A 20,914-nucleotide genomic window follows, 5' to 3' on the forward strand; every position below is an offset into this window, starting at 1 on the left:
GAAGCTTTTGAGAAGCCGGGGATAAACACATTACCAATTAAAGGAATTACCCATTACACATTAACAATTACTTATTGAAAATTGATTTCCGTGAGCGTTCCACCGCGCACTTGCAAATCTACTTCTCTTTCGGTATAGTAGTACCTGCCGCGCCGGCATGGTGGAATGGTAGACACGAGGGACTCAAAATCCCTTGGCCGCAAGGCCGTAAGAGTTCAAGTCTCTTTGCCGGCAACAAGAAATTTCACATCAGCAAATAAATCATTATAACAATAATACTATTGACTATCTGCAAACAGAGACTTGAACTCCGAAGCGCGCGCTGAGCAGGTGCGAAGAAGAGCTCATGAATCCGAGCAGTGCATAGGATTTATGAGCGTATTGATAAAAGAAAAACACTGCAGGCGTTTTTCGACTCACGACTTTTCGGCGGCAGGATGCCGCCGGAAGCGAGCGGAGGCGTTCCCGCAGGGAGTGTACAGGATGTACACGACCGGAGGGATTCAAGTCTCTTTGCCGGCAAACAAAAAGGCGGGCTTTGCGCCTCTGTGTTTGATTTATTTTCCGTCGTGAGCTTTTATCTTCGCTTCGATCGCCGCGATCAATTCGTCCATCGGCATCTGACTGCGTTCGCTCATCATAGAAACGGTCGCCTTCGAAATCATAATGCGGGCGAGCGGCGTCTGAAGCATTTTGAATGCGGGATTGATCGACGGAAGTTCGGCTTTCAACCACGGGTAGGATGCAAGCAAATCCGAAAGCTTCGTTTCGCTTTTGAGCGGGAAGAGCTTTGCACCGGTCGTACTTGCCGAAGAATTTGCCATGTCCCCGTTTTCCGAAGAATGTTCCGGTGAAGCGCCCTTCTCTCCGGCGCTTTCTTTTTTTGAAGAGCCGTCCGCTTTCGGCAAGCTTTCCGCGTCCGATGCATTGCTTCCCGAAGCGGCATCATCGGCATAGACTTTTTCTTTTTTGCCGCTGCTCCACGTCAAAAGCGTCTGCGAGCCTTCGAGACTTCTGATATGGGTGCAGTCCTGCATCATCTCCAAAATGCCGCGGAAGCGCCCGTCGGCATCGCGCACCGCGATATACGTGATATAGATAAAAAGACCGGGCTTGTTTATCCAAAACTCCGCTTCGCTCTCTTCGCCGCTTCTGAATTTTTTAATAATTTCTTCGACGATGTGAACGCTCGCTTTCGGATGACAATTTTTTACGTCGCGGCCGATAACGTTTTTGCTGCGCGGAAACACGCGGTGTTCGGTATCGGTGTAAAAGCGGACGATTTCATTTTCGTCGACGTAGGAAATATCGACCGGCATGTGTTTATAGATCAAATTGATTTGATCGAGCGTCAAGCGTCCCGTCGTAACGTCGAATTCTTCGCCGGCGGAAGCTGCGTAACCGTGTTTTTGTAAAAGCTTTGCAAGGTCACTTGCAAAATCGCCGCTTTCGCCGGCCGAATTTTTCGCATCCGCACAGCTGCCGTTCGAAGAAGCAGCCGCTCCGCTTTTTGCGGAACTTGAGTTTACATCGATCCACGCAAAACCGATTTCTCTGTCGCCGATTTTCATATCTTCGAATTCTTCCGAAGTGAGCATCGCAAGAGAGGTCGGATACAAAATCGTGTTTTCTTTGGAAATCAAATCGCGCACGTCGGCAACGATCGTCGGCTGCATCGCGAGAAAGGCATCGTCTTTACCTTCTTCCAAAAGCGTGCGCGCGTCTTTTATCTCGTCGCGGATAAAATCGTCGAGTGTCCACATCGTCGTCGTCGGGCGGTCGAAGCCCTTGCGCTCAAGCAGGGAATACAGTTGATTTTGCTTGCGGGAAAAGTGCAGACGATACTGCGCAAGCTTATCGTAGATTTCGAGCCATTGATTTTTGATGAGCGGGTATTGAACCAAATCTTCGATTTCAAGCATGATTTTTAAAAGCGCGTCGTTTTCGCGGTAATAGCACATAATCGGATGGTCGGCCGGCAGATCGGGGCGGGATGTGTCCATGATATCTTCAAAAAGGACGAGCATGCTTTGAATATTTTCTTTACGGCATTCGTCGTCTTCGAATTCTTTAAGCTCCTGCTCGGCAACGGCGATTTCCGCAGGCGTAAGCTTTTTTACTTTTTCCTTTAAAATCCGCTTTGCCTCTTCCAGGCTCATACGCCCGCCGTTGTACGCTTCTTTTATTTCCAAAACCGTTTTCAGTTTTTCTTTATCGATATCTTTAAGATACTGCATCATGTTTTCCATAAATAACCTCGTGCGTGATTTTAGTATTTTTGCCGTACTGTCGATACGCCGTGCTTACAAACTGCGCGCAAGGCGGATCCCCAAGTAATTAGCATGGCGGTACGGGTAGTACCAGTTGATGCGGGAAACGGCACAGTCGTAGGCGACTTCGTAATAACTGCCGCCTCTGGTAATCCGTGCAGGCTCTTCAACTGCAGGACGAGGGCCCCCGCAGGGGTCTTCTTCTATTGTTGTTCCGTCTATATTCAAAGCGGCCGCCCAATCGAAACACCATTCTTGGACATTGCCCGACATATCATAAAGTCCGAGACTGTTCGGTTTTTTTGTGCCGACGGCATAGGTTTTTCCTCCGCTATTGTCCTTATACCAGCCGTAGAGGTCGAGGTTTGTATCGGCCGGTTTGTCCTTAAACTGGACCGGATCAAGCGGCGTACACTGCGTGCCGGAAAATGCATATTTCCATACGGGGCTTTTTGCATTACCGCCGCGCGCGGCAAATTCCCATTCGGCTTCCGTCGGAAGGCGGAAGCCGTTATTGTTTTTATTAAAAGTAACGTTATCCCATTTCTTACGTTCTTCTTTATCCGCCCCTTCGCCGGGAATTTCGTCGTATTCAATCTTTTCCCAAGCAATAGCCCCGCCGTTTATGGTGTAACAAGGGGTGAGTCCCAGTTTTTTGCTTAATCTATTGCAAAAGACAATCGCTTCGTACCAGTTGACCGTCTCTACCGGACGCAGCCTTTGATCGCTGCCGGTGTTAAAATTACTCGGATTACGCCACATAAGCGCTTCATACAATTCCTGCGTCACTTCATACTGTGAAAGTTCAAAGGGGCTGAGCCGCACTTTTCTGTTTTTAAGGAATACACCTTTTAAAAGAAACAATCCCGGTATATAATTAGCTTCGCCGCCGGTGCAATAGGTATTCCAGCTTGAATCGTCGTTTATAAAAATTTCGGCTTTTGTATCTTTCGGAACGATTTGCACAAAAGACGTTCTTTCGAACACCTTACCGTCAAAACTTATTCCGGCAGTGCTTACAGGTTCTTCCATACCGTTTTTACATGACGATAAAACGCTCGCCGCCGTGAGCACAAGCACACCTGCAATCCATATACGATTTTTACGGTTTTTCATACGTCTCCGTCCTAAATGCATTTACTATAATCGGAATAAAAGTCGATGTCAATAAGTTAGCCAACGATAACACTAAAATCGCTCGAAGGGACTTGCGCAGAACGGCGAAACAATATATATTTTCTAGTTAGCTTATGCTAATTAAGAACCAATAGGAGTATTACAATGAAAAGAAATGTAATAAAGCGCACTAACGCGCTTTTCGCTTTGGCTGTCTGTACTGCACTTGTGTTTGCGTCCCTTATGGGGAGCTGTAAAAACAGTTCCGGCGGCGATGATGAGATCGTTAAATCCACCAAAAAAACACTGATCGAATTCTCGTTCGAAAAGGCGAACAATAGCGGATTGAGCGCGGACGTAAAAGGAATAATCAATGAAAAAAAGAAGATAGTGTCGGTAGAAGTGCCGCACGGTACGGATAAAACAAAACTTAAAGCGTCTTTTAAAATCAGCGATAAAGCACAGCTTTCTATCGGCTCGACCGTACAGCAAAGCGGCGTAACCGAAAATAATTTTTCAGATATCATAAACGGTGTAGCTTACACCGTAAAAGCGGAAGACGGATCGCAGCAAAACTATACGGTCGAAGTATACGGCAAAAATACAACCGAAATAACGCTTCCCGCATTCGGTTTTAAAAAAGCGCATAATTCGACACTTCCCGCAGATGTAGACAACCAAACGCAAGGCGATCCGGCACGAACGGTATTTATCGGATCTATCCCAGGTATAGGTAGAGTAATCATTATGAAGCTCCCCATCGGAACGCCGGAAGCTTCGCTTGCAACGCTTAAACCGTATTTTACCGCTTCTGCGGGGGTAGACCTGTATGTCGGCAGCACTAAGCTCGTAAGCGGAGTTACCCCGGTCGATTTTTCCGATCTGCAAAACGGTGTAAAGATCAAGGCGGTAGCGAACGACGGCGGAAGTGCTCTATACAACGCCGTCGTAGAAATCGATTTGCCGAACGCAAATCAAACCGATGTCCAAAAGTATTTCGGATCGTATTACGGTACGGTACCGAGGTTGGGAGAGGTAATCATCGTTCTTGAATGGAATAAGGTTACCCTGTATTCAAAGAGTATGAGCATGGATTATGTAAATGTCGAATGGGAAAAAAAGGCCGACAACACATACACATGCACAACCTACAAAAAGAATAAACCGCAGATTAAGAATTTATTCGGCAAAGGCGGTTACGATTTTGTCGAAAAAGGAGGCAAGATCACAGTAAAGACGAATATTATGGCAACCGACACGACAGCGGTAAAAGGAGATGATTTTGTGTGGACTGCGGAAAGCGGATATAAACCGGTAACTCAGAATATCTAAATTTTACATGAGGAGATTAAAATGAAAAAGAGTAAAATATTTTTTGCATTTGCATGTTCGTGCATACTTTTCGCCGCGCTCACCGGCTGCAACAACAGCCCGTCCGACGACGACAATAAAGTAAACGAAAGTCCCAAATCTTCCGAAAAGACGTTGATCGAGTTTTCATTCGAAAAGGCGAACAATAGCGGATTGAGCGCGGACGTAAAAGGAACGATCGATGAAACAAACAAAACCGTGTCGGTAGAAGTGCCGTCCGGTACGGATAAAACAAAACTGAAAGCGTCTTTTAAAATCAGCGGTAAAGCGAAGCTTTTTATCGGTACAGCCGAACAACAAAGCGGCGTAACCGAAAACGATTTTTCCGACAATGCAGGCGTAACGTACACCGTCAAAGCGGAAGACGGATCGCAGCAAAACTATACGGTCAAAGTAGTCAACGAAAATCCCAAATCTTCCGAAAAGCAGATACTTATATTTATGTTTGTAAAGGAGGATAATGCAGGATTTACGGATGCAGGGGCGCTTGGTACGATCGATGAACCTTCAAAAAAGATAACTGTGATACTGTCGAACGGTACCGATATCACAAAATTAAAAGCTCGGTTTAGTTTAAGCGACGGTGCAAAAGCATCCGTAAACGGAAAGACACAAGAAAGCGGTAAAACGGAAAACGATTTTACCGCTCCTGTAAGTTATACGATAACGGCTGAAGACGGATCTACACAAATATATACCGTAAAAGTTGGACTTGCCCCTAAAAAACCCGATGTACCCGAGGGGATTACCGAAAAAGCCTTTGCCGATCTGCCGGCAGATGAGCAAACCGAAATTAAAACTTTATACGGCTATTATTGGTCAAGCGACGGCACAAAAAGCGAGTGCCCCGCGATCGATGCCGACAGACTTGGCGTGTACACAGGGAATGAGTTTATGAGCATGGGGTTTACAAACCTTCGCTGGAGCAAAGTTTCGTCTTCGACGTGGACATGCTTTTCGTATGCTGAAGATGATGAAGATTACGGAACAAAAAGACTTATTTTTACATTTATGAAGGATGCCGACGGTACGGTATGGCTTTGGGATACGATTGTAGCGATGGCCAACAGTACGTACGGGCCGTATGTAATAGGTAAAACTCCCGACACGTTTGAAGAGGGCGGCAAAACCTATTACACTTATGACAAAGCTATATACGACAAAAATCCTAAAAGATCTCCCAAACTGTTTGAACTGACGATGAAATAAAAATGCCGTTTTGTCCGTAAGGAGCGAGCGGTATTGCGTGCAAGCGTCGGACGGCCGAAAAATACGTCTAACGCCTGCACTTACGCTCAGGTTTTTGACTTTAAGGTAAGGAAAAATTGAAATGAAAAAAAAATTATTGGCTGCGTGTATATCGCTTATCCTTTTTACCGTATTCGCCGGCTGTAACAATAATCCGTCTGCCGATAAAACAGACGATATCGTCGTACCGCAGTTTATACCGGATGACATCGGCGAAAAAAAATTATCCGATATGTCTCCGAGCGATAAAGCGGAAATCCAAAGTTTATACGGCTGTTATTGGCCGGGCGGAGAAAAAATCCAATGCGCTGAAATCGGCGATAATACACTTGTTGTATATTCAATCGCTATGAGCTCCAGCTATGAAAACGTCCGTTGGGGGAAAGTTTCGGATATGTGGGTATGCTGTTCGTACCTCAAAACCGATTCCGATTTTGAGCCGAAAAACAGAAAGGTTATTTTTAAGTTTATAAAAGACGGCGGAAATTTTGTACTTCGGCAATACGTTGTTCCGATGGGTGCGGAAGCGGGGCCGTTTAAAAAGGGCAAAAATGTTGAAAAGATTGAAGAGGGCGTCGAGGATTGGTACGTCTACGATAACGGTCATCCCAAAATGAAAAAGCCGATAACCAGATGAGAGTTTTTATTATATATGGATGTTTTATAAATAGGAGGATAAAATGACAAACAAACAAACAAACATGAAGAGATTGTTTATGTTTATGTGCTCGCTTTTCCTGTGCGCCGTACTCGCCGGTTGTAAAAACAACGCAGACGAAGAGAATACCGGCCCGCTGATGTCGTTTGGATTTGAAAAAAGTTTCAACGATTTTCTGAGCACCGACATAATCGCTACGATCGATCAAAGCGCAAAAACCGTTACCGTAACGGTGCCGGTTGCTGCGTATAAAAAACCTGCCGGTCAAAAAGGAAACAGAAAGTTTAAACTAAGCTTTACGTTGCAAGACCCGAAAGCAAAACTGTATAAAGACGGAAAAGAACAAATAAGCGGCGAAACGGAAGATTTGTTTATTAAAGACAAAGAATATAGTGTTAAAACCGAAGACGGTTCTGCGACAACGTATACGCTGCACATTAAAATAGAGTATGAAACGCCGTCTATAGATCCTGCCGATGTCGAAACGGTAAAACAATTTTTCGGAACATACGGTTACAACGCCGGCGAAAAGAAGGTAACGGGAATATTGTACTTTGATTCTAATGAGTATCCTACAGTCGTTGTGTGCAATGAGGAAAAATTTATCAGCTATTCGCTGATGAGCTCGCTGTATACGAACATGAGGTGGGACAAAGTAAGCGAAACCGAATGGACGTGCAAAACCTATCATAAAAAGGATTTTAAGCGAGAAACTCCGTCGGTTACGGCAACTTTTAAAATCGGAGCGAACGGTAAAATTACCTGTAAGCAAGTCGTAAACGCAATGGGCGATGCTCCCGGTAACGAGATGCCGAAAGAAAACGGCAGTTACGTTTGGGCTGCCGACGACGGGCACGGTTTTAAGAAGCCTGTAGTACAATAACACCGATCGGTACACCGTATAACCCGCTTATACGGTACCGGTACGGCTAAAAGCAGAACGGGTTGTTATATGCAATGATAGCGGTTTACAGTCCCGCACGACAAACCCGCGCAAAGTTTCGCGCGGGTTTGTCGTAAGCTCGCCGGCATACCGCATAGAGGAGCCGTTCGAAAAGAGATAGCTCCTACCCGTCCGCATTTTCCGACAAAAAGCCCGTGTACGCTTTTCGGTATTGTACGGCTTCTTTTACGTGCGTTTCCTGTATGACAGTGCAGTCCGCCATATCGGCTATCGTGCGCGCAAGTTTTATACAGCTTGCTGCGGCACGCGGAGAAAATCCGCAGCGCATCGCCGCGTTGTCGAGCGACTTTCGCCCGGCGGCACTCATCGGACAATGGCGCGCAATTTCTTCCGGCAAAAGCTTTGCGTTTTTTTTGCCCTGTCTCTTCCGCTGCGTCTTTACCGCACGGGCGATTTCCATGCGCAATTCGGCGGTCGTCGTCCGCACCGCGTCCTGTCCCGTTCCTTCATTGTCGACGAAAACGCGCATATCGATGCGGTCTAAAAGAGGCGCTGAAAATTTATTCCAATAGGTTTCGACGGCGCGGGCGCTGCATAGACAGATTTTCGATTTCGATCCGAAATTTCCACAGGGACAGGGATTTGCCGCCATGAGCAGCTGAAACGATGCGGGATAAACCGTCGATCGGCCGGCGCGAGCAAGCGTGATGCGTCCGCTTTCGATCGGAACACGGAGCATCTGCAAAACCGACGAACGGAACTCGGCGGCTTCGTCGAGAAAGAGTACGCCGTTGTGTGCAAGCGATATTTCTCCGGGAATACAGCGCCCACCTCCGCCGCACATACCTTCGATCGTCGCGGTTTGATGCGGCTGACGAAACGGAGCGACCCTGATAAGCGGTTCGTTTCCGCGCATGAGTCCTGCAATCGAATAGATGCGCGTGACGGGCTGCGCTTCTTCGACGGTAAGCAGCGGAAGCAGTGCTTGAAATTTTTGCAGCGCCATCGTTTTGCCGCAGCCGGGAGCGCCGATCGCAATGAGGTTGTGTCCTCCGGCGGCCGCAATCTGCAAGCCCCGCACAAAAAAAATTTGCCCCGCCACATCGGCAAATTCAAAACCTTCGGTAACGGGCGGAAAGAGTACGCCCTCCGTTTCGACACAGTGTTCCGGCACAAAGGCGTTTTGCAGCGAGCGGCCGCGCTCTGTAAAAACTTCATCCGAAGCGAGTGCAGAAAATGCATCTTCGAGAGATGCCGCCCCGTACACTTTCATACCGTGCACTTCGCGCGCTTCGTCTGCGTTCGCAAGCGGTACGATGCATTTAAAAATACCCGAGGCGGCGGCAGTGGAAGCGGCAGCGTGAACGGCACGCACGCCTCGCACATTTCCCGAAAGCTCGAGTTCTCCCATGACGAGGACGGAAGGCGAATCGGAAAACGAATCTGTCCCGCTGCGTGCTTGAAGCACGGCAAGCGCAATCGCCAAATCGAAGCCGGCGCCTTCTTTACGCATATCCGCGGGCGATAAACTGACGAGTACGCGCTCCGGCGGAAAGTCGAAGCCGGAATTCTGTACGGCAGCTCTCATACGCTCGCGCGATTCTTTTACCGCGCCGTCCGCAAGTCCGACGATATCGACGGCGGGAATACCGCGCCTGATATCCACTTCGACCGTAACGAGTGCGCCTTCGTACCCGAACGGAGAAAACGAAAAAATCTGCATACGCATTATGCTCCCTGCACATATTGGAAACCTCTAAAAACTGCAGTTTTTAGAGGTAACTTTGAAAATGCGATTTCCTTAAATAAGATCGTCTGCAACCGTGCAGTTTCGGAGCATGTGTATAAAGATTTTTTGAAAAAATACGTATCGTATACAACCTGCAAGCGAAGTTCGACGGCCGCCTATCCTTCGCTGCGCGCCAAAAACACGAGCGACACGATGAGCAATATGACGGCATATACGAGAGAGCCGAGCGGAAGGCAGTACGTGCCTGCAATACCGATGAATACGTAATTAATAATTTTAAAGAGCCACTGGAGCGCTCCGTACAAAACGTGCGCAAGCAGAGAAAAAAACGGAAATGCGAAAATCCACGACGTTTTAAACAGAACCGTTTCACCGATCCGGTAATTCCATGCGAACGATGCAAACCAGATAAAGACGATCAGCATAAACAGCGGATACAAAATACGGTTCAAAAGCACTTGCCCGAACACTTCATCGGAGTAACCGAAGCGCTCGGCGTTTCCCACAAAGCGCAAAAGCGAAATCATATTCATGTATTCGGCGCCGCGGGAAACTTCGGCGAGCAATAAAAAGTTTTCATAAGACAACGGCAGCACGATTTGATCGCTCCCGCCTTTTTTATCGGGAAAAGCATAGCGGTAAAGCGGCCCTTCCGTTACGCCTTCGGTATCTCTATCAACCGATCGGAGCAGGATGTACGGGACGAAGTGCGCGCCGTCGGGTATGCCGAGCGCGCGCTTTGTGTCCGCGTCGAAATCGGCGGAAAGGACTTGGCGCATTTTTGCATAGGGCACGTAGATGCTGCCGGTGTACGTTCCGTTTGCATCGAGGGAAAAAATCGAAAGGGAGCGCAGATATTGCACAACGCCGCCGGAGCCTTTTACCGGAGTAATGCCTTTGATGTAGACGATCGTTGTCTCACCGTTCTCTTTTTTAAGCGAAAAATACACATCGTCTGCCGTTTCGAATTCCTTCGCATCGATTATCTCGTCGATAAAAAAATATTCGGTATCGAGCCGCGCATGTGCAATCGCAAGGTAGCGCACGATATCGGGATCGTTCGCGTTTTCGCGCGATGCAAGCGACAGCGTCCGGAAAATATAATACGCTTTGAGATTGTCACCTTCGACGAGCGCGGCATAACCGGAAAGTTTTCGCGCATAGATTTTTTGCGCGTCGGTTGTTGCAGGCAAGTCCGCGGAAAAAAGCGCATTCCACGCATCCGCGGCGATGCGCTGCAGTTCCGCATAATTCGTATCGCGCCTCGTCGTAATCGACACGGCGCTTTGCGCCCAGTAGTGCGCGTCGAAATATTTTTTTTCGGCATACGCTTTTTCGGCACGCGCGCGGAGTTCCCGTACGGTATAGCCTTCTTCGCTCATGGGTTCGCTCGCCGTCTTCGGGACTGCCGTGCGCACGGTATTGTGCGCTTCGCGCGAAGCGATTTCGGTATCGCGGGAAAGGGTAAGCGCATCCGGAGAAGACGGATCGATTTTCAGCGCAAGCTCCGCGTAGCGATACGCGAGTTCTCCCTTTCCCGACTTTTCAACCTGCCGCCCGACGCGGACGTATTCCTGTACAAGGAGCGGCATCCGTTCGAGCTGTTTTTGCTTGGCGGATAAAATCGGCGTTCCGATTTCCGACGCCGCAGTCAAAACAAGGGACAGAGCGAGAGATGTGACGACGACACTGCGATAGCGGCGGAACATCGCTTGGGAAAATCTTCGATCGCTGCCGTCCGGATTTCGCCCGAACGAAACGGCATAGCCGATGACAAAGCCCGTCACGGAAAGAGCGGGAAGGATACGGCAAAACAGCGCAAGTCCTCCGTAAAAGCGGTAGAGCGTTTCGGTTTTTGCAATGAGCGGCGGCAAGGTACCTGCAAACAAACGAAATGTCATGCACGCGCAAAAAGCGAAGAGAAGATAGCCGATTAAAATCTGAAGGACGCGTTTCATAAGCGCTTACCTGTTCCTCTTAAATCGCTTTGCGCGGACGACTGCAGCGAGGCATCCGACTGCGATGCACAGGATTGCACTGCCTATATTGATGCAGATAAGGAGCGGATCGCCCAAGCGTACAAAAAACGGAAACGTTTTTGCAAGCGGCACAGCCGCTTGGCGCAGCCGCTCGAAATACTCCGAATGATACAAAAGATTGAACGACAGTACGCCGCCGTCCATTATCAAAAGGTACAAAATACCGACGAGACGCCAATCGCTGCAAAACGAAACGGCGTAGGTCGAACAGAGCGCAATCGCAAACGACAAAAAACCGAGCCACGCAAAGTGCCCGCTCCTCCATGCCTGTTCGGCGTGCAGCTCGATCATATCGATGCCGCTGCCGATCCATACGGGAAAAGACGGCACCGTTTCACGGATGAGGATATCAGCGAAAGGCGCGCTTTCGGCTTCCATAACGCTCGTATCGATTTGCGAGAGGCACACCGCGTTTTCATCGCCCGTACTGTTGAGCACGACGGCGGTTTCGGGAGCCGGCGCATCGTGCAGCAGATAAGCGATTCCCCCGGAATACGGACGGAAATATCCGGCTGTGGGCGAGTTTTTCGAAGCGGGAGGCAATGTCGGTTCGGCTTTCCATTTAAATTCGATAAAGAGCGGAAACAGCACGATCCACGTTGCCGCGCACAAAATGATGTAAACCGCGACGGGCAAAAATCCGCCGCCGGAATGGCGGATACGATACAGGCTAAGAAAAAGAGGCGACAAAACGATAACGACAGGCACAACGATAAAAAAACCGCGGGCAAGCGCATACGCGTTGACGAGTTCGATCGGCCGGCCGGCAACGAGATGCGCCGTATTGAAATAGACCATATATGCGAGTTCGCCGACAACGATGCAGCACGCCGTAATCCCGATATATGCGGGAATGAGCAATAACGATTTTTTTACCGATTCGGCCATACTGTTTCCGCCCGTTCCGAAAAAATTGCCGCTGAACCACGAAATCGAAGTTGCAGGCACGCAACACGCGTATTTCTAGTATTATCGGCAGAAAGCGCTCATTTCGATATATCCGCACTTCTCCACATGCCCGTACACAGGATTTCCACAACTTATCCACAGGGAAACGGCCGGCACGCGGCAGGCAGCCTATTTCACTGTAATACCGATAAATAGCCGATATCGCAGAGCAGTATACAATTCATTGTATTATAATGATTTATAAAATTATCCGACAGCCGGACTGAAGTTTTTTACTTTTGACGGAAATTCGATATGGCAAGACGTGTTTTTCCATATTTTTCCACAACTTATCCACAAATCAACAACCCCGACGCAACCTCGCAGCGAAGCTTCAAGCGGCATCGGGTACAGTGCTCAACGTTTCGCACTGTATGTTCTCATAAGGTAGTTGCAGTCGGCTTTAATACCCTTTGTTACGACGCGGCATGTGAGATAACCCTCCGCACGAATAAAAAAAGCCGGCATCGTCTGCCGGACTCAGAAATTAACCGAGAGTAATCGTTCCCTCCGCGTCGATTGCGAGGATGGATTTGCATTCCGAACAGCGGAAGCGCCCCGCGCGCGTCGCCCTCAGGCGTTTCGTACACACCGGACACGCAAAAACTTTCGGAAAAACGCTGCCGGTGACGGGCGTACCGTTTTTGAAAAACGCGAGCGCATTTTCGAGCGTATCTTTGATATTGAAAAATTGAGAAAAGCCGAGGAGTTGAAACACTTCGGATACTTTCGGCTGAATGTTGAGCAGGACGATATCGCCGCCTCTCGGCTTTACCAATTTTAAAAACGCGGTAAACGAGCCGATACCCGTCGACGAAACGTAATTGAGCGAAGAACAATTAAAAATCAAATTGATATACCCGGCATCGACGACCTTTTGAATTTTCTTTTGAAAAAAATTTGAATTATACGTGTCGATATAACCGTTCAAATATATGCACAAACCGCTTTTTAAAGCATCGATCTTATCAAGAGAAATTTTCAAACTGTCGTCTTTTTCGTCATTAAAACCGGGAACCAAACTATTATTATTATTTATCATAAGCGTTAATTATCTCCAAAACACGCCGTTTAACCTTATCTCACAATAATACATCAAAATCACCATAATGTCAAATACATTAATTCTCGTCAATTCCGGCACACATTCGTATAAAACTATCGGCACATCTGGAGTATAATTGTAAAAGAAAGTATAGTGTATTTTATGGATTTAGGGAAGATATGCATCGTTCTCGTGCGCCCCGAAGAGAGCCGCAATATCGGAGCTGTGTGCAGATCGCTGGCAAACAACGATATCGACGATCTCCGTATCGTCGGCAAAAAAAGCGATTACGACGACGATGCGGTGCGTACGCTCGCACTCCATGCAGCAGACATTTGGGAGAGCGCACGTTTTTTCCGTTCGATAACCGACGCGACGGCGGACTGTACGCTTTCTGCCGGTACGACGCGGCGGAGAGGTAAAAACAGAAAAGGCAAACTTTTGCTCCCTGAAGAATTCGCCGGAAAAGCGGCCGACATCTGCAATGCACAGGGCGCCGTCGCTGCAGTGTTCGGAAACGAGCGCACGGGACTCACCGATGAAGAACTTGCCGAATGCACGCTCGGCGTTACGATACCGTCAAGCGAACGCTTCGCCTCGCTCAACCTTTCGCACGCCGTGCAGATAATCTGCTATGCGCTTTTTCGGGAAAAACACTGCGGCATCGCGGGGTACACGCCGCTTCCGCTTTCGCGCATCGACACAACCGTTTCGCTTATCGCGGACAATCTGCAAAAAATCGGATTTTTCAGCGTGACGGGACGGCGCGATATGGAACATTTTTGGCGGGCAATCCTTTCGCGCGCGGCGCTTTCCGAAGGCGAAGCAAAATACATGGAAAAAATATTTACCAAAGCGGCTGGGCTTTCCTCTCGGAATAAAATTAATAATCAGGTTAAAATCAAACATAATTAATAATTATTTTTTCCCGGGCGTTCACACGGCTCGCAGCCTTGCCGCCACAGCCGACAATATGCGCCGTCGGTTTCCGAAAGCAGCGCTTCATGCGTTCCAGCCTGTACGATCGCGCCGTTTTCAAAGACGAGGATTTGATCGGCGGATCGAATCGTGTTTAAATGGTGCGCGACGACCAACACCGTTCTGTCTTTTGCAAGCTCCGAAATCGCTTCCTGCAGCAACGCTTCGTTGACGGGATCGACGCTGCTCGTAATCTCGTCGAGCAGTAAAATCGGCGCATCTTTTAAAAACGCGCGCGCGATGGAGATGCGCTGCTTTTGTCCGCCGGAGAGTCCTGTACCGTTTTCTCCGATGATCGTCCGGTAACCGTCAGGCAGCGACACGATAAAATCGTGAATGCGTGCCCGCTTTGCCGCCCGAATGACTTCATCGTCCGCAGCACCCGCTTTGCCGAGCCGTATATTTTCACCGATAGTATCCGCAAAAAGTTTGACATCCTGCATCACGATGCTCACGGAACCGAGCAGTTCGTCGTACGCCATATCGCGCACATCGACATCTCCGATACGAACGGCACCCTGCCGTACGTCCCAAAAGCGCAGCAGCAGATTCGTCACAGTCGTTTTTCCGGAACCCGACGCGCCGACAAGGGCGGTAAGCGTGCGTGCGGGTACGTAAAAAGAAATATCCTTCATCGCAAATCCGCCTTCTTCATATAAAAAGCCGACTCCGTCGAAGGCGATCGAAAATTCTTTCGGCGTTTTCGGATGAGCGCTTTCACTGACAGCCGGAGCATCCGTTATTTTTTTTATTCTCCGAAAGCTGTCCGTCACGGCAAGGTAATTCATCCAATGCGTTTCCATCGCGACAAAGGGCTTATAGAATTCCCTGCTTAAAATAATAAAAAGCAAATAACGCATAAGCGGCAAAGTCCCGTCTACGATAAAGAAAATGCCCGCCGTCGCCGTAAGCCAAAACGTCGCATCGAGAAAAAAGCCGTATACCGAAAGCAGCGCCGCTTTGTATTTTGCAATCCGTTTCGCCGCATCGCCGAAAGCGCCTGCGGCGGATACAAGTTTTTCATCGAAGCGTTTGCTTTCGGAAAACGCTTTTAAAAGCGGAATACCTTTGACGTATTCTACAAACAAGCTTACCATATCGGCGAGCCTGTCTCCTGCACCGGCTTCCATCTTACCTGCCGTTTTCAATGCGCGGATAAGAAACGGCAGGGCAAACGAAATCCCGGCAATCGTGATCAGAGCCATCCGCATATCCGCGAAAAACAAAAGCGGCAGCAAAACGGCGGAGACGATGCCGTCGGCGCACATCCTCGTCCACAAATGCCCGACGACCAATTCCATCGTATCGACATCCTTATGGATGATCGTGCCGATCTCTCCGAGCCGCTCATTCGTATAAAATCCGAGCGAAAAAGTTTTCAGCCTGCGGATGATCTTCGATCTGATTTCATACACGAGATCGAAACCTGCGAAATGTTTTTGCATGTCGGCAAATACGCTGCATCCGCACTTTATCAAAAGACAAGATCCGAACAGCAGTCCGTATCGGAGCAAACCGCCTTTTCCCGCACCGACGTCTTCCATAGCTTTCAGCACCGACAGCATCATAACCGCGCCCGAAAGCGCATATACCGTAAATCCCGCAATACTCAAAGCCAATGCGCACTTTCCTTTTTTTGTCAACGTATGCACTATCTCTCGAATCACCGCGTTTCCTCCTTTATATTCCACCGGTCCACTTTTTCCTGCGCACATACCATCGTTCGATAGAGTTCGCAGCGTTTTAATAATTCCGAATGCGTACCGCGGTCGATAATCCGTCCCCCGTCCATAACGACGATTTGATCGGCATCCCGTATCGCATTGAGGTGGTGCGCAATCGCAATGACCGTTTTACTGCGGCTCAAATCCGCAAGCGCGTCCCGTATATACGCTTCGTTTTCCGCATCGAGTGCAGCCGTCGCTTCATCCAAAATCACGATCGGCGCATCCTTTAAAAACATACGGGCGACGGCGATCCGCTGTTTTTCACCGCCTGAAAACTTGACGCCCGCTTCTCCCGCCGCCGTATCGTAGCCGTACGGAAGCGCGGCGATACAATCATGGATGCGCGCCTTTTTCGCCGCAGAAAAGATTTCCTCCTTCGTTGCATCCGGTTTTCCGATTCGAATATTTTCTTCCATACTCATATTGAACAAAAAGACATCCTGTTGAACAGCGGAAAAAAGCGCGCCGAGCCGTCGCTCCGAAAGAGATTTCGTATCGACGCCGCCGATACGTATCGTTCCGTCGTCCGGCCGCCAAAATCCCATGAGCAAATTTGCGATCGTCGTCTTTCCGGAGCCGGAAGAACCGATGAGCGCATTTTTACTGCCTCTTTTAAAAACGAGATTTATATGTTCCAACGCGTTCCGTCTGCCGCCGTAGGTAAAATTGACATCAACAATTTCAATGTCGCCCCCGGAAATTCCCGTATCGATACGGCAGCTTTCATCCCTTTCGACGACAGGCACGTTGAGAACGGAACCGATACCCTCCATCGCTTGATTGAATACGATGCCGTAATGCTGCAATGTCGCCGTCTTTGCGATCGAAGACGTAAAAGCGGATCCCAAAATAACGGCGAGGATAAAACGCTCGGCCGATAATTCGCCCGAAGATAAAAGCCGCAATCCGAAACCGATAACCAAAACCACGCCCGATTCCATAAACAGATCGATGAGTCCCATAGGAACGCTGATGCCCGCCATCGCTTTTTTCACCCAGAACACATAGTCTTTTGCGGAGCGGAGCGTCTTTTCCGTTTTCGTCTCTTCCCTTCCGAACGCTTTGATAACGGAAATATTCGAAACGTATTCCATAAGATTTTCCTGCATCGTTTTCGTACTGTCGGAAAATATTTTAAAATTCTTTTTCCAAAGCGGCGCAGACAGCGTTTTGACAAGCCACATACACGGCCCGCCCGCGATCATCAAAAGCGCAAGGCGCCGTTCCAATCCGAGCATGATAAAGAAAATAAGAGCAGGCATAAGCGTCGCCGACATAAGTTCCGGAAGCCCGTGCGCAAGATACGTTTCGGCTTGTTCCACATCGTGCTGTACGATATTCGTCAAATCACCCGTCTTCCGTTCGTGAAAAAATCCGAGCGGCAGCTTTTTCAAATGTGCGATAATCCGCATGCGGAGTTCCGTAAGCGAATTGTATGCAGCTTCATGCGCTTTCCATACGGCGCCGTACGCACACAACGCTTTCAGTACAAAACACAGAAAAACAGCGCAGGAAAAGAAGCACAGCTTTCGTACGGAAAGCGTCTGCAACGCAGCGAGGGCAAATATATGTACGATGAGAATCTGCGGCAGTATGTCAAAAAGCGCTTTCAAGCAGAGCAATATGTTTGAAAACTTGTTTTTCGCTTTTACTTTTTTGATAAGTTCGCTTTGCAGCGTCATAATCACTCCTTCTTTAGATTAAAAATGAATATAAATTCATTTTTCAATTAAAAAAACCAAATTGCATCCGCCGGATAATCGTCATCGAATACAGAATAATAATTCAATATTCGACAAAATAAAAAATACTGTTTACAATGCATTGACTCCCTCATAGTAGCATTTCGCTACGATACGCAGCATTTCAGCGGCGCGTTTTTGACTCTCATAATGCCGCGCCACTTCCAAAAGGCTTTCGGCAAAATTACTTGCCAAAATATGCACGAGCAAACCGTCATACGGTTTTGCCGCCGTTTTTGTAAGCGCCTTTTTGATGTGCTTGCCCAAGGCCGCGATCAAATCCTGCTTCGCGCATTCGTATTTCGTGCCGCCGCTTTTATCCATCAAAACGACAAAGGCTTTATGATTTTTGAGCAGCTCGAGCAAATATCCTTCCGCGATCGTTTTATATCGTTCGGACGGAAGACCGCTACCCGCTTCTTCTTCCCGCGCGATATGTTTAAAGTCGATCGAAAAAGACGAAGCGATTTTATCGAACAGCGCTTCTTTGTTTTTAAAATACGTATAGATCAATCCGACCGGAATATGCGCACGCGCAGCGATATCCTGCATTTTTGCACTTCTGAAATCTTTTTCATAAAAGACGTCGAGCCCTGCTCGGAAAATGCGATCGTAGATTTCTTCTTTCAACACTTGCGCCATAAACTCGCCCGCCAATATAGAATATATATTCATTATTACACAGTATTCTTTTTTTGTCAACGGCATGCTCATCTGCCGCCACACGTATACCGCACACGTACATTTTGCACATACACGGTACTAGATTTAAAAATTGATATCCTCAGGATAGATCGTTTCGCCTTTTGCAAACAGCAGGGCGCGCTGCAAACAATTAACGAGCTGCCGCACATTGCCCGGCCAATCGTAGCTCATGAGTTTTTCGCGTGCCGCTTCGGACAACGCGATATCCCTGCCGGCAAAAAAAGCGACGGCGATTTCATCGATGTCTTCCAAATGCTGCCGGAGCGGCGGAAGCGTTATCGTATAACCCGCAATCCGATAGTATAAATCGATCCGAAATTTTCCCGTCTGCATCATCCGCTGCAGATCGGCGTTTGTCGCACACACGAGGCGCACATCGACATGGCGTTCGATATCCGAACCGACGCTGCAATAGTTTCCCGTTTCGAGTATGCGCAAGAGCTTCGCCTGTAAAAAGAGCGGAACATCTCCGATCTCGTCGAGAAAAAGCGTACCGCCGTCCGCTTTCGCAAGGCGTCCCGAACGCTTTACGGCTCCGGTATACGCGCCGGGCACCGTACCGAACAGCTCACTTTCGGCGAGCCCTTCGGCGATCGACGACATCTCGACCGACACGAACGTTTTTCCCTTTCTGGGCGAATTATCGTGCAGGAGTTTTGCCGCGAAGGTTTTTCCGGTTCCGCTTTCACCGAGAAGCAAAACGGATATCTCCCTCTGCGCGGCTTCGGCGAGACGGCGCTTTACGTCGATGATGATTTTCGAAGAGCCGGCAAATTTTTCGAAGCCGCTTATATCGACGTCGCGTACGAACCCGCGCTCCGTTTTTTTAAATATCCGATCGACATCGCTCGATGCGGCGGCCTGCCGTTCGACAACCTCGCGCAGTAAATCCAAATCGCACGGAAACGGAATACACCTTTTATAATGACGCTGCACATAGGAAAGCGGAAACGAATCGTCGAATTTAACAAGAAACAACGCACGTCCGCGACGGGCAATATCGGTGAATATTTTTTCGGTTTGTCCGTTGAACAGCGACGTATCGACGAGTACGAGATTTTGAAACGCGGCAAGCGCATACGAATACGATTGTACGGAATCAATGACTTTGACGGAAAAAGCGGGTTCCAGTCCGTGACGGCACCAATCGATCACTTTTATATCCGAGGATATTAAAACAACGGTGTTTAAATTCGGGAACACTTCCATTTCGTTTCCCCGTTTTTAAGCGGCATGAACATTCGAAAAAGTCGAAAGGCTTCAAAAACCGAAGTTTTTAGAAACTCCTATTCACCTTTACGCCGCACACACTATGCCCCGCCTCTTATTTTGTCAAAAACCGATGTACACCTTTTTACGTATTTTTAAAAAGGCGATACCAGAGCAATACCAGTATATACCATAAATACGGAAAAAGCAAAAATATTTTTAAAGGATTATGAAAAATTTCCGCATAGATTTCGTGTCCGCGCGCAAAGGTTTTTTCGCCGACACGCTTAATGCGTTCGGCAAAAATGCCGAGCACGTCTTTATAATAAACAAAAATACTCGATGCAAAACGATTCCGCCTGCGGTACACCCACACGTCTTTTTCTTTGATGCCGTCGCTTACGAGCACGAGCGCGGGAGACGATTTGTAAATCGCTTCGATGACGGCCGCTTCCGCATTTTTCGAATAATAACCGATATAGCGCCCGACAATCTGCAGATTCGGAAAAGTATCGCGCACGTTCGATTCGGCTTTTTGCAGCGTCGCCCTTCGCGCTCCGAGCAAAAAAATCGATTTATAATGGCGTTCGAGCACCGACAATACTTCGATTACCGCGTCGAAGGGATTGTAGCGTACGGGAATCGATTTTTTGAGAAATTTCGCTCCGCCGATAATACTCTTTGAAACAGGCAAAATCAGATCGGCGCTGCGCACGCATTCGGCATATTCGCTCTTTCCGCGCGCGCGAAGCAAATCCCACACCGACAAAAATACGATCTGCTTCGTTCCGGGCTTTGCAAGGAGCTCAAGCACTTCCGATTCGATGTCTTCCGCACGGCAAATGTCGACGCTTACGCCTGCTACGCTTATTCTTTGAATACTCATACGAGCTTTATTTTAATTGACCTCGGAAAATTATGCAAGCAAGCGACAGCAAAGAGTATGTATCATTAAAGGGGGAAAGCCTTCCCCTCGCGCGCACTCTGTTGCGCGCTGCCCCTTCCGGCGGGGACACCCCGCAACGCCCCGTCCGCCGCACGGCTGTATATCGATTTAAAATTGATCCGAAAAAACTCCGAAATCGTAACATTTCCGCGATTTATATAGCAGACATGTGCGCTTGTGCGTACGAATGCAGCTCTTCTGAAGATTTATTCGCTGTATAATTTTAAGGAAGGTCTTATGACAAAACACAATCGTCGG

16 protein-coding genes and 1 tRNA gene are annotated in these 20,914 nt (G+C 48.4%); 6 read left to right on the plus strand and 11 right to left on the minus strand.

Annotated elements, in window-relative coordinates; all coding sequences use genetic code 11:
• The first annotated feature begins 151 nt into the window (after window positions 1–151).
• A tRNA-Leu gene (locus HMPREF0860_RS06055) sits at window positions 152–234 on the plus strand.
• A 323-nt stretch (window positions 235–557) separates the two neighbouring features.
• Here HMPREF0860_RS06055 and HMPREF0860_RS06065 read toward each other — a convergent pair.
• A complete protein-coding gene (locus tag HMPREF0860_RS06065) occupies window positions 558–2,249 on the minus strand; it encodes a DUF438 domain-containing protein (protein ID WP_021330788.1) in 1,692 nt (563 codons plus the stop codon).
• Window positions 2,250–2,303: 54 nt separating this feature from the next.
• On the minus strand, window positions 2,304–3,386 hold the full coding sequence (locus HMPREF0860_RS06070) for a formylglycine-generating enzyme family protein (protein ID WP_021330647.1): 1,083 nt from the start codon (window positions 3,384–3,386) through the stop codon (window positions 2,304–2,306).
• Window positions 3,387–3,551: 165 nt separating this feature from the next.
• Between HMPREF0860_RS06070 and HMPREF0860_RS06075 the strand changes: the two genes are divergently transcribed.
• From HMPREF0860_RS06075 to HMPREF0860_RS06090, 4 genes are all read left to right on the plus strand, one after another.
• Complete coding sequence (locus HMPREF0860_RS06075; RefSeq protein ID WP_021330674.1) at window positions 3,552–4,718, plus strand: DUF5018 domain-containing protein; 1,167 nt, start codon at window positions 3,552–3,554, stop codon at window positions 4,716–4,718.
• A 21-nt stretch (window positions 4,719–4,739) separates the two neighbouring features.
• Window positions 4,740–5,966: a DUF5018 domain-containing protein gene (locus HMPREF0860_RS06080; RefSeq protein ID WP_021330756.1), complete on the plus strand. Its 1,227-nt coding sequence runs from the start codon at window positions 4,740–4,742 to the stop codon at window positions 5,964–5,966.
• A 121-nt stretch (window positions 5,967–6,087) separates the two neighbouring features.
• Window positions 6,088–6,642 (plus strand): hypothetical protein, encoded by a 555-nt coding sequence (locus tag HMPREF0860_RS06085; protein ID WP_021330635.1) that lies wholly within the window; start codon window positions 6,088–6,090, stop codon window positions 6,640–6,642.
• A gap of 43 nt (window positions 6,643–6,685) precedes the next feature.
• On the plus strand, window positions 6,686–7,546 hold the full coding sequence (locus HMPREF0860_RS06090; RefSeq protein WP_021330760.1) for a hypothetical protein: 861 nt from the start codon (window positions 6,686–6,688) through the stop codon (window positions 7,544–7,546).
• 184 nt (window positions 7,547–7,730) lie between these two features.
• Here HMPREF0860_RS06090 and HMPREF0860_RS06095 read toward each other — a convergent pair whose 3' ends face one another.
• The 4 genes from HMPREF0860_RS06095 to HMPREF0860_RS06110 all read right to left on the minus strand — a co-directional run bounded on the left by HMPREF0860_RS06095 (window position 7,731) and on the right by HMPREF0860_RS06110 (window position 13,346).
• On the minus strand, window positions 7,731–9,290 hold the full coding sequence (locus HMPREF0860_RS06095) for a YifB family Mg chelatase-like AAA ATPase (RefSeq protein WP_038081358.1): 1,560 nt from the start codon (window positions 9,288–9,290) through the stop codon (window positions 7,731–7,733).
• Between the two features lie 182 nt (window positions 9,291–9,472).
• Entirely contained in the window at window positions 9,473–11,275 is a 1,803-nt protein-coding gene (locus HMPREF0860_RS06100; RefSeq protein ID WP_021330596.1) for a hypothetical protein, read from the minus strand.
• A 6-nt stretch (window positions 11,276–11,281) separates the two neighbouring features.
• Entirely contained in the window at window positions 11,282–12,304 is a 1,023-nt protein-coding gene (locus HMPREF0860_RS06105) for a hypothetical protein (RefSeq protein WP_021330669.1), read from the minus strand.
• A 487-nt stretch (window positions 12,305–12,791) separates the two neighbouring features.
• Complete coding sequence (locus HMPREF0860_RS06110) at window positions 12,792–13,346, minus strand: anti-sigma factor antagonist (RefSeq protein ID WP_021330803.1); 555 nt, start codon at window positions 13,344–13,346, stop codon at window positions 12,792–12,794.
• A gap of 165 nt (window positions 13,347–13,511) precedes the next feature.
• Between HMPREF0860_RS06110 and HMPREF0860_RS06115 the strand changes: the two genes are divergently transcribed.
• A complete protein-coding gene (locus tag HMPREF0860_RS06115) occupies window positions 13,512–14,264 on the plus strand; it encodes an RNA methyltransferase (RefSeq protein ID WP_038081278.1) in 753 nt (250 codons plus the stop codon).
• Here HMPREF0860_RS06115 and HMPREF0860_RS06120 read toward each other — a convergent pair.
• From HMPREF0860_RS06120 to HMPREF0860_RS06140, 5 genes are all read right to left on the minus strand, one after another.
• Window positions 14,261–15,994, minus strand: coding sequence for an ABC transporter ATP-binding protein (locus tag HMPREF0860_RS06120; protein ID WP_021495598.1), 1,734 nt, complete (start codon window positions 15,992–15,994; stop codon window positions 14,261–14,263). The genes HMPREF0860_RS06115 and HMPREF0860_RS06120 overlap by 4 nt on opposite strands.
• The gene (locus HMPREF0860_RS06125; protein WP_021330748.1) at window positions 15,991–17,736 is read right to left on the minus strand and encodes an ABC transporter ATP-binding protein; all 1,746 of its coding nucleotides are present in this window, start codon (window positions 17,734–17,736) and stop codon (window positions 15,991–15,993) included. Before HMPREF0860_RS06125 ends, HMPREF0860_RS06120 begins: the two co-directional genes overlap by 4 nt.
• Before the next feature lie 132 nt (window positions 17,737–17,868).
• The gene (locus HMPREF0860_RS06130) at window positions 17,869–18,471 is read right to left on the minus strand and encodes a TetR/AcrR family transcriptional regulator (RefSeq protein WP_231364398.1); all 603 of its coding nucleotides are present in this window, start codon (window positions 18,469–18,471) and stop codon (window positions 17,869–17,871) included.
• 93 nt (window positions 18,472–18,564) lie between these two features.
• Entirely contained in the window at window positions 18,565–19,710 is a 1,146-nt protein-coding gene (locus HMPREF0860_RS13245; RefSeq protein ID WP_021330591.1) for a sigma 54-interacting transcriptional regulator, read from the minus strand.
• 145 nt (window positions 19,711–19,855) lie between these two features.
• On the minus strand, window positions 19,856–20,596 hold the full coding sequence (locus tag HMPREF0860_RS06140; RefSeq protein WP_021330679.1) for a WecB/TagA/CpsF family glycosyltransferase: 741 nt from the start codon (window positions 20,594–20,596) through the stop codon (window positions 19,856–19,858).
• Between the last annotated feature and the right edge of the window lie 318 nt (window positions 20,597–20,914).

It is taken from the genome of Treponema socranskii subsp. socranskii VPI DR56BR1116 = ATCC 35536, from assembly GCF_000468115.1.
Lineage (GTDB): Bacteria > Spirochaetota > Spirochaetia > Treponematales > Treponemataceae > Treponema_D > Treponema_D socranskii.